Annotated in this window: 13 protein-coding genes; 7 read left to right on the top strand and 6 right to left on the bottom strand. The window is 62.2% G+C overall.

Annotated elements, in window-relative coordinates; genetic code table 11:
* The first annotated feature begins 65 nt into the window (after positions 1–65).
* The gene (locus RH950_RS05500) at positions 66–1,559 is read left to right on the top strand and encodes an alkaline phosphatase family protein (RefSeq protein WP_350054510.1); all 1,494 of its coding nucleotides are present in this window, start codon (positions 66–68) and stop codon (positions 1,557–1,559) included.
* A 2-nt stretch (positions 1,560–1,561) separates the two neighbouring features.
* Here the strand turns inward: RH950_RS05500 and RH950_RS05505 are convergent, their stop codons facing one another.
* The gene (locus tag RH950_RS05505; RefSeq protein WP_350054512.1) at positions 1,562–2,956 is read right to left on the bottom strand and encodes an MATE family efflux transporter; all 1,395 of its coding nucleotides are present in this window, start codon (positions 2,954–2,956) and stop codon (positions 1,562–1,564) included.
* Positions 2,957–3,126: 170 nt separating this feature from the next.
* The gene (locus tag RH950_RS05510) at positions 3,127–4,059 is read right to left on the bottom strand and encodes an SMP-30/gluconolactonase/LRE family protein (RefSeq protein WP_350054514.1); all 933 of its coding nucleotides are present in this window, start codon (positions 4,057–4,059) and stop codon (positions 3,127–3,129) included.
* A 185-nt stretch (positions 4,060–4,244) separates the two neighbouring features.
* On the opposite strand from RH950_RS05510, the gene RH950_RS05515 reads away from it, so the two are divergent.
* Positions 4,245–4,526: a LysE family translocator gene (locus RH950_RS05515; RefSeq protein ID WP_350054516.1), complete on the top strand. Its 282-nt coding sequence runs from the start codon at positions 4,245–4,247 to the stop codon at positions 4,524–4,526.
* On the opposite strand, the gene RH950_RS05520 is transcribed toward RH950_RS05515, so the two are convergent.
* Together RH950_RS05520 and RH950_RS05525 are read right to left on the bottom strand one after the other, a co-directional pair.
* Positions 4,446–5,978, bottom strand: a complete 1,533-nt coding sequence (locus RH950_RS05520; protein ID WP_350054518.1) for a sensor histidine kinase — start codon at positions 5,976–5,978, stop codon at positions 4,446–4,448. The genes RH950_RS05515 and RH950_RS05520 overlap by 81 nt on opposite strands.
* Positions 5,971–6,477, bottom strand: a complete 507-nt coding sequence (locus RH950_RS05525; RefSeq protein ID WP_350054520.1) for a YHS domain-containing (seleno)protein — start codon at positions 6,475–6,477, stop codon at positions 5,971–5,973. Before RH950_RS05525 ends, RH950_RS05520 begins: the two co-directional genes overlap by 8 nt.
* Before the next feature lie 191 nt (positions 6,478–6,668).
* Between RH950_RS05525 and RH950_RS05530 the strand changes: the two genes are divergently transcribed.
* From RH950_RS05530 to RH950_RS05540, 3 genes are read left to right on the top strand one after another with little or no spacing between them, the layout of a single operon-like run.
* The gene (locus tag RH950_RS05530) at positions 6,669–7,607 is read left to right on the top strand and encodes a hydroxymethylglutaryl-CoA lyase (RefSeq protein ID WP_350054522.1); all 939 of its coding nucleotides are present in this window, start codon (positions 6,669–6,671) and stop codon (positions 7,605–7,607) included.
* Between the two features lie 4 nt (positions 7,608–7,611).
* Positions 7,612–8,763, top strand: a complete 1,152-nt coding sequence (locus RH950_RS05535; protein ID WP_350054524.1) for a CaiB/BaiF CoA transferase family protein — start codon at positions 7,612–7,614, stop codon at positions 8,761–8,763.
* Between the two features lie 7 nt (positions 8,764–8,770).
* Positions 8,771–9,733, top strand: a complete 963-nt coding sequence (locus RH950_RS05540) for a dimethylarginine dimethylaminohydrolase family protein (RefSeq protein ID WP_350054526.1) — start codon at positions 8,771–8,773, stop codon at positions 9,731–9,733.
* A 26-nt stretch (positions 9,734–9,759) separates the two neighbouring features.
* On the opposite strand, the gene RH950_RS05545 is transcribed toward RH950_RS05540, so the two are convergent.
* Positions 9,760–9,972, bottom strand: coding sequence for a DUF1674 domain-containing protein (locus tag RH950_RS05545; protein ID WP_350054528.1), 213 nt, complete (start codon positions 9,970–9,972; stop codon positions 9,760–9,762).
* Positions 9,973–10,090: 118 nt separating this feature from the next.
* On the opposite strand from RH950_RS05545, the gene htpX reads away from it, so the two are divergent.
* On the top strand, positions 10,091–10,954 hold the full coding sequence (gene htpX / locus RH950_RS05550; protein ID WP_350054530.1) for a zinc metalloprotease HtpX: 864 nt from the start codon (positions 10,091–10,093) through the stop codon (positions 10,952–10,954).
* A 31-nt stretch (positions 10,955–10,985) separates the two neighbouring features.
* Here the strand turns inward: htpX and RH950_RS05555 are convergent, their stop codons facing one another.
* Positions 10,986–12,323 (bottom strand): methyl-accepting chemotaxis protein, encoded by a 1,338-nt coding sequence (locus tag RH950_RS05555; protein WP_350054532.1) that lies wholly within the window; start codon positions 12,321–12,323, stop codon positions 10,986–10,988.
* A gap of 190 nt (positions 12,324–12,513) precedes the next feature.
* Between RH950_RS05555 and RH950_RS05560 the strand changes: the two genes are divergently transcribed.
* The gene (locus RH950_RS05560) at positions 12,514–13,812 is read left to right on the top strand and encodes an RsmB/NOP family class I SAM-dependent RNA methyltransferase (RefSeq protein ID WP_350054534.1); all 1,299 of its coding nucleotides are present in this window, start codon (positions 12,514–12,516) and stop codon (positions 13,810–13,812) included.
* The last annotated feature ends 14 nt before the right edge of the window (positions 13,813–13,826 follow it).

Here is a 13,826-nt window from a genome sequence, read left to right on the forward strand (position 1 = left end):
TGCCCGCGCCAGAAAGCGGGCAGACAATGCGACCGTCAATTCGCTGATTTTGTGTGAGGGTTTCCATGGCGCGACCGCGTTTTCTCTTTGTCCTTTTCGACGGTCTGCGCCGCGACATGGTTCGGCCCGATACGGCGCCGGCCATTCATGGCTTCCGCCAGTCCTGGACCGATTTCCCCAACAGTGCCTCGGTCTTCCCGGTGGAAACCCGGGTGCAGGTCTCCAGCTTCGTGACCGGCGCTTTTCCCGGCCCCGCCGCGCTGCACAGTCTCGGCGACGAGGCCCGTCCGGGCCATGGCATCATGGGCAACAGTTTCTATGATCCGGCGCTCGGTTTCGACGGCCCGATGGACACATCGGACGATGCCAGGATGGCCGAGGCCGCCCGCCGCTACGGCCGGTTGCATGCCGCGCGGAACACAGGCGAAATTTTGCATGCGGCCGGCCTCAAATATGCGGTCGTCACCACGGGCAAAATCGGCAATGCCCGGCTGCTCAATCTCAACGCGGCGGAGCAGGGACAGCCCGTTTTCTCGATCTGGGGAGCTGACATCTCCAGTCCGGCCGCTGATTTCGACGGTGTGATCGAACGGTTCGGGCCGGTGCCGGAGCAACAGCTGCCGAATGTGGCCGTGCAGGATTATGCGGCCACCGTGCTGCTTGAGGAGTTCATCCCGAAGCATGATGCGGACATCCAGGTGATCTGGTTCAACGAGCCGGACCTGAGCTTCCATTACAAGGAAATAGGCTCGCCGGACTCCCTTGTGGCAATCAAGGCGGTAGACGATGCGTTTCGGCGCATTCTCGACTGGTGGGACGCGGAAGGCCGGGAAGAGGGCTGGCAGATCATCGCCGCGTCCGACCATGGCCAGATCACGGCCACAGGGCAGATCAACGTCGCCGAGGAGCTGACAAAAGCCGGTTTCCGGGTCGGCAAGGCCATCGGTCCGGATGTGGATGTCGTGGTCAAGCGCAGCTATGCGGGCGGTATCAGTATCCGGGACCGCGATCCGGCGATGACAGAGACAGTCTTTCGCTGGCTCATCGAACAGGACTGGTGCGGCCTTGTGTTCAGCCGGGAGGAATTGCCGGGCGCGCTGCCGATGAGCGCAATCAATGTCTCAAGCGTACGGGCGCCGGACCTCTATATGGTCCTGCGCACCTCCGACGGGGCCAATGCACACGGCTATCCGGGGCTGTGCTACGCCGACAATGCCGACATTCCGGCAGGGGGCGGAATCCATGGCGGGCTGCATCAGCACGAGATCAACAATCTGCTGACCGCGGGCGGAGACCTGTTCCGCCAGGATCACATCGTGGAGACCCCGACCGGCCTGGTCGATGTTCTGCCGACGATGTTGGCCGCGCTTGATGTCGAGGCGCCGGAAAGCACGACCGGCCGCGTGCTCGCCGAGGCCTTCCGGATCGAGACGCCGGCACCGTTCTGGAAGGAGTTGCTGATCCGGGCAGAGTGCGGGGCGTACGCCCAGGAACTCCGCGTCGCCCAGATCGAAGGCGTGCCGAACCATTATCTGCGCGGCGGAAGGCGCACCGCCTGAGGTCAGGCTGTGGCGCCGGCCCGGCGGATGGTCCGGTGCATCAGCAACTCGAAACGCATGATCAGGGCAAAACAGGCGGCGGTCAGCCCGACCGCGAGCCCCATCCAGACCCCGGCGCCCTGCAATCCGTAGGTGAAGGCGAGATAGGCCCCGGCCGGGAAACCGAGCACCCAGTATCCGATGAAGGCCAGGATCGCCGGGATCGTGGTGTCTTTCAGGCCGCGCAGATTACCGGCGCCGACAGCCTGTCCTGCATCGACGATCTGGAACACAGCGGCGATCCGAATGAAGTCGACGGCAAAGGCGATGGCCGTGGCGTTTTCCGGATCATCAAGCCGGAGATAGAAACCGACAATGGGCTCCGTCGCGAACCAGAAGACAAGCGCGGTCAGAGTGGCGAAGCCGACGCCGACAAAGGTCGAGATCCGGCCGGCCAGAAGGGCGTCGAGAATACGGCCCCGGCCCATGGCAAGGCCGACCCGGATGGTTGCTGCCTGGCACACCCCGAGCGGCACCATGAAGGCGACCGAGGTGCATTGCAGGGCGACGGCATGAGCGGCCAGCTGGTCCGGTCCGAACAGGCCGACCATGAAGGCGCTGGCGGCGAACAGACCGGCTTCTGCCAGAACGGTCAGGCCGATCGGAATGCCGATCTTCATGATCTCGATATAGCGTGCCCAGTCCGGACGCCAGAATCTGCCGAAAAGGTTGTAGCGGCGGAATTTCCGGTCGGTGACGACGAACAGGGTCTGCGCCAGCAACATGAAGCACTGAACAACCAGTGTGGCCAGTGCGGCGCCTTCCAGACCAAGGGCCGGAGCCCCGAAATTGCCAAATATCAACGCGTAATCCGCCATCGCGTTCACGCCGATGGCCAGAACGAGAATGATCAGAGAGGAGCGTGGCCGCGAATGGGCGGTAACCAGGTTGCGCAGGACCGTGAAGCACATCAGGGGGAGCAATCCCCACATGGCGATGCGGACATAGTCGGCCGCACTGGCGGCAAGCCATGGATCCTGCCCCATCAGCAGCATCAGGGACTCGCTGTTCCAGAGTAAAACGAGGCACGGCATGCAGAGCGAGATCGCGACCCAGAATCCCTGTCGGAGGGTGCGGCGGACACCGCGCAGCCTGATAGCGCCGATCTCGTGGCTGAACATGGCGGCGGTTGCGGCCAGCAGGCCGATGCCGAAGAAAGTCAGCGGGAAGATCAGGGAGGTTGCCAGCGTCGCCGCCGCCAGCTCTTCCGGTCCGAGCCAGCCGATCATGATCACATCGACGGTGCTCAGGGCGATTGTGGCGAGCTGGGTCAGGACCAGCGGCCAGGCAAGTTTCGAGGTGGCAGCCAGCTCATGGCGCCAGGAAATGGGGGCAGGTCGGGAGTGAAGAACAGACATGAAAACAGCTCAGGCTCAAAAGGAAGCAAAAATGGATGACGGCGCGGGCCGGAGGGCCAGCTACGCGGTCATTCGTTCCGCTAGAGCCTGCAAGTACGTTTCCATGCGGTGTCTTTAGACCGCATGGAGGAGAGGGTCAAGACGAACCCATAAGGGTTCGCCAAGCGCCATTATTTGTTGAGAAAATTCAATGGCAATCCGGGCCGGGGCCATTCCACAGCCGCCAGCTGCCCGGCCCATGACAGCGTCAGGTAAGCCGTTTTCAGGTCGGGGCCGCCAAAGCAAATATTGGTTGTGTAGGGATCGGCGGTCTCGAAGAAGTCGACTGTGCTGCCGTCCGGATGGGCGACGGTGATGCCGCCGGTCATCAGTGTGGCGACGCAGATATTGCCGCTCGCCTCGAGGGCGAGGGAGTCGAAACGCCGCCAGCCGCCATCGGCATTCACCAGCCTGCCGCCGTTCAGGGACGATGGGAAGCCGACCCGGGAGACCTCGCCCTCGCCGGTAATCGGGTAGGCGTAAAGCCGGGCCCCTTCCGTCTCCGCGACATAAAGGGTTTTCTCGTCTGGACTGAGACCAATCCCGTTCGGGGTCATGAAGGGCTGGATGACTTCCTTGATCAGGCTGCCGTCAGCCTTCGCGTAGTAGACCGCGCCGCGATCCATGTCTCGCGCCCGCACCTTGCCGAGATCGGTGAACCAGAACCCGCCGTTCCGGTCGAAGACGATGTCGTTCGGACCTTTCAGCGGGTGGCCGTCGCAGCTTTCGTAGAGCCGCTCGACCTTGCCGGTCGTCAGGTCGATCCGTTCGATCCGTCCTGTCGTGTAGTCCGCCGATTGTGCGATCGGTCGCATGTTGCCGGTCTGGGCATCGCGCTGGAACGCGAAACCGCCATTGTTGCAGACATAACAATGCCCGTCCGGTCCGATGGCGGCGCCGTTCGGGCCGCCTCCCGGCTCCGCGATGATCTCCTTCGTCCCGTCGGGAGAGACCCGGGTGAGGGTGCCGCGCCCGATCTCGACCAGGATGACGGATCCATCCGGCATGGCAATCGGCCCCTCGGGAAACATGAGCCCGTCGGTGATGACCCTTACTCTTGACACTTGTTTTTCCTCCCGCGCGATTGTCATGATTTTGCGGGAAGTATCGACCGGCGCCGGCGGCCCTTGTAATCCGGCAAACATTTTCCTTCGACGGGAACACTGACATGACACTGGAAACCGCGCTCGCGTTCGCGCCAGGCCGGAGCTCCTGGAGGCCCGCCCGCAGGCATCGAAGGGTCTGATCAGTGAGATTGCGGCCTATCCTGATCATTCTCGGGAATCCGAAAATCATCCTGTTCTACGGAGCGCTGCTGCCGACCTTTGTCGATTTCGACGCCCTGGCCGTGCCGGCTATCACCATCCTCGCCACCATTGTCGTCGCGGCGATCCTGGTCGTGAACAATTTCTTCGGGTTGATGGCCGCCGGGGCGCGCCGGATCTTTCGCTCAGGCCGTTCGGTGAAGATACTGAACAGAAGCGCGGGGAGCGCGATGATCGGTGCCGGAATTTTCATCGCCACCCGGTGAGGGGGCCGGGCTTTCGGTTATCCGCGACGGCGGCAAGAGAAGCGAAACGGCGGCTCCACCGGCCGGCGGATTGGTGATCTCTATCGTGCCGCTGTGCATTTCCGCCAGGATTTTGCAAATCGGAAGGCTGAGCCTGATGCCGTGATAACGGCCTTCATCCATGTCGCGCGACGCGGCAAAGGGGGTCAGGAGACGTTCGATTTCCTTTTCGGGGATGCCGTCGCCATTGTCGTGCACGGTAAAGGAGGCGGTGCCGCCGGGAGATACGCTGAATGTCAGTTCCACCCGCCCGTCATCCGGTGCGTGACGCAGCGCGTTTTCCAGCAGCTTGCCGAGTAAAGAATTGATCAACCCGGCATCGACATTGAGTATGAATCCGGGTGCGGGTGCATTCACGATCAGGCGCACGCCCTTGTTGTGCGGAAGCGTCGCGGCGGCGGTTTCCGCGCGCCGCAACAGCATTTCAACCTTGACCGGAGCGAAGACCGGCTCGACCTCGCCGCCTTCCAGCTTGGTGAGGTCCAGTACATTCTCGATCACATAAAGCAGATGTCGGGCGGCCTGATTGATGTTGCCGGCATAGCTCAGGTAGCGGTGGATCGTATCCGGGCCGAATCGCTGGCTGCTGACGATTTCGGAGAATCCAACGATCGAATTCAGTGGCGTGCGGAGTTCCTCGATCACACGGCCGACAAAATCGGATTTTGACTGGTGGGCGCGCGCCGCCTTGTTATGCAGGCGGGTCAGATCGTTTTCCGTCTTGGTCTGGCGAAGCTGCAATGCGTTGTAGGCGGATACGACCTGGCCGATCTGATCCGGGCTGTCCCAGTCGATCGGAATATGCGCGCCGCTGTCCCGCTGAATGCGAATGGCGGTCAGCATTTTGTCGAGAGGCTGGCTCACTGTGGCGCGGAGCACGAGATGGGCGGCGACGGCTGCGGCCACCAGCAGGGCGATGCCAAGCAGGGCAATGTAAAACAGGGTATATGTGAGTCGTTCGACAGCCAGTTCTTCACTCATGCTGACGACCAGGGTGCCGACGCGCTGATAACTGTTTGGGCCCATGTGATTGATGGCGACGCTGCGGGTCAGCGGCCCGTCGGCAGAAGGCAGAGACCCATACCGATTGAGCGTGGCCCCCTCGGCGTCAAGGACGGCAATTGTCGCGACATCACGGTCGGCAATGGTCTGCGCGACCAGCAGACCGATCCTGTCGTTGCGGCCATCCGCAACCGCTTCGCCCAGCAAGAGTGACTGGCGGGCGACCAGGGTATCGAGTTTGGTGGCAAGGTTTGCCATCGCCTGATGGTAGGCGACGGTGCCGTAGAGAGAAATCATCACCGTAAAGATGATCATGATTATTGGCACGAAACGCGTGAGATAGCGTGCGCTGATGGATGTCAGGCGCACCCTATTCGTGGTGTTTGGCGCGCTGGGGGGGGCGTTAGTCATTGAGGACATTCGCCGGGATTTGTCTGATAACGGGCCAGGTTCGATCGGCAATCGCGATATTCTTGTCGAGATCCGCTTTCCAGAGTGTCTGTGTAGCGCGGTCCAATTGCAGGTAGAGCTTGCCTTCGACGATCATGAATACTTCCGGATCGCCGTTGAACTTCTGGCCGACCGCGACGCCGTAAGCGCAATAACCGCCATAGTGCGGTTCATAGAGCCGCGGCTCCTGCAGGAAGGCATCCCGGTTTTTCTTTTCGGCGAAATAGTATGTGGCGCCGTTGTATTCGGCGGAAATGCTGGACCGGCCGCGTTCGGCCTGCTGGTTGGTGAAATAGGAGACCGGATCGTAGCCATGCAAAGCGATGCCGTTTTCGTTCAGATTGAGTGCAGGCGAGGCGCCGAAAGCCTGTGCGCAGCAGAACAGCGCAGCGAAAACGATCGCGGCGATGAGTGGTGCTGTCCGCGTAATTTCGGCGGTTTTGCTGTGGCTTCGGTGCATTGTGCGTACTCGCGAGTGATTGTCGGTATCACTTTCCCTGAAATTCGTTACCAATTTCTAAACTTGTGCGCCGCCCCGGTTTTCCGGAATGGCAATTGTTCTTACGCAGAGCCTGCAACATTTCGTCGAATTCGCTAGGATGCCGTCGAAATGCTAATTCGTCGTAAACGATGCCTAACAGGAGCAGAAAAATGGCAAGGCCGACACGGGTGGAAATTACGGAGGTCGGGCCGCGGGACGGCCTTCAGGCAGAGCCGAAATTCGTTCCGACGGAACTGAAGATCAAACTGATCAACGACCTGGTCGATGCCGGCGTCAAGCGCATGGAGTTCTCGTCCTTCGTCTCGCCGCGTGCCGTGCCGCAGCTTGCGGACGTTCTCGAGGTGCTGAATGGCGTTGACCGGTCCAAGGGCGCGGTTCTCGCTGCCCTGGTGCCGAATGTGAAAGGTGCGATCCGCGCTGCCGAGGCTGGTGTCGACGAGATGATCGTCTTTGTCTCCGCCTCGGAGAGCCACAACAAGAAGAACGTGAACCGGACCGTCGATGAGTCCCTGGCCGGCTTCGCTCAGGTGGCGAAGATTGCCGAGGAAGCGAAGATCCCGGTCTCCGCCGCGATCGCGACTTCTTTTGGCTGCCCGTTCGAGGGGAATATTCCGGCTGAACGGCTTGGCTATGTCGCCAAGCATTTCGTCGATTTCGGCTTCAAGAGCGTTGCGCTTGGCGACACCACCGGCATGGCGACCCCGCCGTTGGTGACCCGAAATGTGCGCTACCTGAAAGAACATGTGCCGAGCCTGCCGATCCATCTGCATTTCCACAACACGCGCGGAATCGGTCTGGTGAATGTGGTGGCCGGGCTCGATGAGGGCATCACGCATTTCGACAGCTCATTCGGCGGTGCCGGCGGCTGTCCGTTCGCGCCAAAGGCGACTGGAAACATCTGCACCGAGGATCTGGTCTATCTGATGCATGAAATGGGCATCGAGACCGGTATCGATCTCGCCAAGCTGATGAAGATCGCCAACATCGTTGAAGAAGCGCTGGAGCACCCGCTGCCGGGGCAGGTGATGAAGGCCGGGCCGCGGCTCGACCTTCATTCCATGGGGGATGTGCAGACGGCGGTGGGCTGAAGCAATGCCGCTTTCCGACATTAGGGTTATCGACCTGACGCGTATTCTCGCCGGGCCGTTCTGCACGCAGTTGCTGGCCGATATGGGTGCGGATGTCATCAAGATCGAACCGCCCGCCGGAGACCCGGTACGCAGTCAGGGCGTGGTCCGTGACGGAGTGAGCTGGTATTTCGCCCAGTTCAACCGGAACAAGAAGTCGGTGGTTCTCGATCTCTATACGGACGAGGGGAAGCAGACTCTCGCCCGGCTCATCGAGGAAGCGGACGTGCTGGTGGAGAATTACCGGCCGGGCGTGCTGGACAAGATGGGGTTTGATCAGGCGCGTCTCGATGCACTGAACCCTGGCCTCGTCGTTACCAGTATCAATGGCTATGGCTCCACGGGCCCCTATGTGGACCGGCCGTCCTTCGATTTCATCGCCCAGGCCATGAGCGGATTCATGAGTGTGAATGGCGCGGATGGTGACGATCCGATGCGGGCCGCGCCGCCGATGAGTGACCTGATCGCAGGCCTCTATGCCGCGTTCGGCACGCTTGCCGCGCTGCATGCCCGGAAGCGGATCGGCAAGGGGCAGAGGGTGGAATCCACTCTCACCGGTGGCCTGGTCAGCATGCTGGGGTATCTTTCGGCGGAGTATTTCGCTACCGGGGAGGTGCCGAAGCGAACCGGCAACGACCATCCGATCGTCGCGCCCTACGGCCTGTTCACCGCATCCGATGGCCAGGTCGCCGTGGCACCATCGAACGATGCGTTCGTGGTCCGGTTCCTTGAATGTATCGGACTTGGTAATTTGCTGGAGCAGCCGGATTACGCGACGAACGAGCGCCGGGTGCGGAACCGTCCAGCTCTGAACGAGCATATCAATGCGCGGATGTCGGAAGAGCCGGTCGACCACTGGATCGAGGCGATCAACAAGGCAGGCTGCCCGTGCGGCCGGGTGATGGACCTGCAGGAGGTATTCACCGACCCGCAGGTGCTGGCACAGGATCTTGTCCTGGATGTGCCTCAGCCGGACGGGACGACCATTCGCATGACCGGGTTCCCGGTCAAACTCTCGGACACGCCGGCGCAACTTCGTCATCCTGTCCCGTCTCTCGGCGGCGACACGGACCAGGTGCTGGCGGCGTTGACACCATCGGTCAAGAAAACAGGATAAATCAGGCATGAGTGATCGTAAGGGGCTGTTCAATACGTCAGCCTATGGCGGGCCGGGCTGGTCCGGGCGTGAGCGTACCCATCGCGAGGAGATCGGCGATCTCTGGGCGCCGTCGGGTATCGATACAGAATGGGCGCCGCTGAAAAGCGTGATCATGCATCGCCCGGGTGCCGAGCTGGATATCTCCCACAACGATCCGGACGCCGTGCAGATGCTGGCGCCGCTGGATATCGGCCTGGCCCGTGCCCAGCATGACGGGATCGCGGAAGCCTACCGGTCGAACGGTGTCGAGGTGCATTATGTCGACCCGCCCGCAGTACCGACACCGAACCAGATGTTCTGTGCCGATCTGTTCGTGATGACACCGGAAGGCGCCATCCTGGCCCGTCCGGCATCGACGGTGCGGGCAGGCGAGGAGCGTTTGATCGCGCGGCGGCTGGCCGATATGGGCGTGCCGATCCTGCGCACCCTGCGCGGCACGGCTCTGTTCGAGGGCGCGGATGCGATGTGGCTCGATCCGGAGACGGTGATGGTCGGCATGGGCCAGCGTACCAATGCGGAGGCCGTGGCCCAGATCGACGAGGTGCTGATCGAGATGGGCGTCGAGGTGCTGCCGGTCGACATGCCGTTCGGCTGCATGCATTTCATGGGGCTGCTGCGGATCGTCGACAAGGATCTCGCCATCTGCTGGTGGCGCCGCACGCCGCATGCCACGGTACGGGCGCTCGAGGAACGCGGTTATGAAATCGTCTGGCTGCCGGAAGGCCCGGACCTTGAGCTGAACCGGGCGATGAACATTGTCACCCTGGCGCCGCGCAAGATCCTGATGTGCGCCGGATACGACAGCGTGCAGAAGACCTATGAGGATGCCGGGATCGAGTGCGTGACGGTGGATTGCTCGGAGCTGGTGAAAGCCGCCGGGGCCATGGGCTGCCTCACGGGTGTGGTTCACCGCGAGGCGGTTTCCTGACGCTTTGACGGCAAAACCCGCGTTGCTCAGAAATCTGTGACGCGGCCCTTATGTTCCCAATCGCCGAAACGGGTCGGCTCGGGCCCGTCATAGCCGCCAAACTCTTCCTGATCGGGCAGACCCTTCGTCTCGGGCTTCAATTGCGGCGGTGTGACGAATTTTTCCGGGCCAACCGGTTTCGGTGCCGGTTTGGTGCCGCTGACGGTGACTTGCGTGAAGGTGCGTTTTGTCTCGCTCATAAAATACATATGGCTCTTCTGAGGCCCGGCGCCAAGTCTTGATACGTTCCTTGCGATGCCCATTTATCAGTCGTTCCGGCTGCGTCGCCGGATGGATGGAAACTCTCAAGAGGGATCGATGGGCTACGCACGTACCGCTTTGCTTCTGGCCGGAATGACGGCGCTGTTTCTCGGCGTTGGCTACATGCTTGGCGGCGAGGCGGGGATGATGATCGCGCTGGTCTTCGCGGCCGGCATGAATCTCTTCACCTACTGGAACGCCGACAAGATGGTGCTCGGCATGTATGGCGCGCGGGAGATCAGCCGCGCCGACCTGCCATGGTTCCATGACATGATCCAGCAGCTGGCGCACCGGGCGGAATTGCCGATGCCCAAGGTCTATCTGATCGAACAGGATCAGCCGAACGCCTTCGCCACCGGCCGGAATCCGGAAAACGCGGCGGTCGCGGCGACGCGCGGCCTGCTTGAGCGGATGAGCCATGAAGAGGTTGCAGGCGTCATGGCGCATGAGCTGGCGCATGTGAAGAACCGCGATACCCTGATCATGACCATCACGGCGACCATCGCCGGTGCCATCTCCATGCTGGCGAATTTCGCACTGTTCTTTGGCGGTAACCGGAACAACCCACTGGGGCTGATCGGCACGCTGGCGATGATGTTCCTGGCGCCGATGGCGGCCATGCTGGTGCAGATGGCGATCAGCCGGTCACGGGAATATGAAGCAGACCGGATCGGCGCGGAAATCTGCGGCCGTCCGCTCTGGCTTGCCTCGGCACTGGGCAAGCTGGAGAAGAGCGCGGCGGCAATTGACAATCACGCGGCCGAGCGCAATCCGGCGACCGCTCACATGTTCATCATCAACCCGTTACATGCCAATGCAGTGGACAGCCTGTTCTCCACCCATCCGAACACGCAGAACCGGATCGCGGCCTTGCAGAAGATGGCGGGCATGACCCGTGGCGGTCGGGGCCCCTGGAGCTGACCGGGGGGTGTCGTGCCTGGATGATCGGCGATCATTCAGTCATGTGATCGGACAACTCGTCCAGAAGACGCATGACTTCCTTAGACGCCTCTCCCGCATCCCAGACCAGTCTGATCGCACCGTCCAGGTCGCCCGTCATGAAGGTCTCGGCGGCGGCGATGCCTGCACGGTGGACTTCTTTGTGAGGCCCGATAAGCGCTGTCCAGGCAGGATGGCTTGTGAGCCGCGGATCGGTCTGGGAATCGTACCATTTACCCAGTCTGCAGCTATGGTGGTCGGCAAGTTCGTCGGGCTTGAGAAACGCGCGCCCGGCAAGCATCTGGGCAAGCCGGCGCATCCAGATCATATGGTCTGACTTCGCCGCATGGATCGTCGCGTTCGGGGCTCCTTCCTGAACATATGCGTCGATGCTGGTCGAGATGATCGGCGCGGTCCGTTCGAGAGCTGTGATGGCGCCGTCGATCAGCGAAACGTTTTCCGCACTCATCCGGGCAATGACGCCAACGCCGCTGGCAATTTCCTCGGTGGCGGACTGCTGTTCGATCAAAATGCCGGAAATCTCCTCCATGCGGTCTGTAACGGAGGTGATACCGCTTGCGAGACGGTCCATTTCAGAGCCAGCAGTCTCAATGGATTGCCGGCCTGTATCGACCGTTTCCGCGCCAGACTTCATGACGGTTACAATCGTGTCCATCTCCGACCGAAGCTCGGTGATACGTGAGCGGATATCGTCCGTGGCTTCCGCCGTCTGGTTGGCAAGGGTCTTGACCTCGCCCGCCACGACGGCAAATCCCTTGCCTGCCTCTCCGGCCCGGGCGGCCTCGATCGTGGCATTCAGGGCAAGCAGATTGGTCTGTTTGGCGATCGCCTCAATTGTGGAGACGATCTCGCCGATGCGGTTGGAGGCTTCGGCCAGGGCGCCGACCTTCTCCACGGCCGAATGCACGACCTCGAAAACCGCGCCCATGGCGGAAACCGCGCTGGCGGCAGCCTGTTTTCCCGTATCGGAGACGGCGACGGCGTCCTGCGCTTCCGCCGCGGCGGATTCGGAGGTCGCGGTGATGCTGCTCACGGTGGCCGAAAGTTCTTCGACCGCGGAGGCGATCGATTGGGTGCGGGAGTCGACCTCCCGGACGGAGCGGGTCATCTCGGCAACCTGACGGACGCTGTCATTCGCGGTCACCGACATTTCGACCCACTGTTTGAGTTGGCCCTCGGAATCCAGCGAATGGCCGTTGAACGCGGCGAGGATTTCAGCCGTGCGATCGCCGAAATAGGGTTCAAGTTGATCCTCGCGACGGGCCAGCAATGCGTCGATAAAGGAGTCCGGCAAGAGCACGATGTCGTCGAGTGCGATGGTATCAGCCAAAACCTTTTCCTTTCCGCATATCCGGGGTCGGCTTCAGCATTGCCGGTTTTGGTTAAGAAATACCAAACGTATCCGGGCTTTATCTGCCTGCGATGGCGCGATGACCGTGCCGGGGACATGTTTCCGGATGCATGGCCGCCCTGCTGCAAAAATGCTGGCCAGCGCGCCTGCGCTGGAGTAAGCGACGCGCATGGAAAAAGAGCAAAAACAGGACGTCTCCGCGGCCCGGAGCGTCGCCTTTGATATTCTCCGCGCGGTTCTGACAAAGAACACGCCGCTGGATGATGCCCTGGCCGTGCATGACGGCCTCAACAAGCTGCCCCGCCGGGACCGTGGTTTTACCCGTTCCATCGTCAGCACGACCCTGCGCCGGCTCGGCCAGATCGATGCATTGATCGAGACCGTGCTTGAGAAGCCCCTGCCGCGTCAGGCGACGGTTGTGCGCGATATTCTCCGGCTCGGGGTGGCAGAACTGCTGTTCCTCGACGTCGCGCCGCATGCGGCTGTCGACAGCGCGGTGACGCTGGTGGAAAGCCGCGGTCACCCGAAGTTCAAGGGACTCCTCAATGCCGTCCTGCGCCGGGTTTCCCGCGAAGGGGCGGAACGCCTGAAAGAGCTTCCGATCGAACTGAATTTCCAGCCCTGGATGATCGAAAGCTGGCAGGCCGCTTTCGGCGCCGAAACCGCGCAGGCGATTGCCGAATACTCGCTGACCCAGCCGACGCTCGATATCTCGGTCAAGGCCGATCCGGAACTCTGGGCGGACAAGCTGGAGGCCACGCTGCTGCCGACCGGCACGCTCCGCCGCGAGTTTGATGGCGCGATCACCGGCCTGCCGGGCTTCGACGAAGGCGCCTGGTGGGTCCAGGACGCGGCCGCCGCACTGCCGGCGAAACTGCTCGGCGACGTCAAGGGCAAGCGGGTCTTCGATCTCTGCGCCGCACCCGGCGGCAAGACCCTGCAGCTCGCCGCGATGGGCGCGGATGTGCTGGCGGTGGACCGCTCCTCCAGGCGTCTGAAGCGTCTGGAACGCAATATGGAACGCCTCGGGCTCTACGGCGATGTCGCTGTCGCCGATATCACCGGCTGGACACCGCCCTTCGCGCCCGACGCCATCCTGCTCGACCCGCCCTGCACGGCGACCGGCACCATCCGGCGCCACCCGGACATCCTGCACGCCAAGGGGCTCGGCGATCTCCACAAGCTGACGACCCTGCAGGCGAAGCTGCTGGCCAAGGCGGCCGGCATGCTGCAGCCGGGGGGGCGTTTGGTCTACTGCACCTGCTCCCAGCAGACCGAAGAAGGCGAGGCGCAGGTCGCCCGTGCGCTGGCGGAGTTGCCGCTGGAGCGCGATCCGGTGACGGCGGAAGAGCTGGGCGGTCTGGACAAGCTGCTGACCCCGGACGGCGACGTCCGGACCGGGCCGCATCTTTATCCGGAGCTGGGTGGCTTTGACGGGTTCTTTATCGCGCGGTTTAGGCGGGTGTAAGCTGGTGCCGCGCC

Source organism: Nisaea sp. (assembly GCF_040217065.1).
Classification (GTDB): Bacteria; Pseudomonadota; Alphaproteobacteria; order Thalassobaculales; family Thalassobaculaceae; genus Nisaea.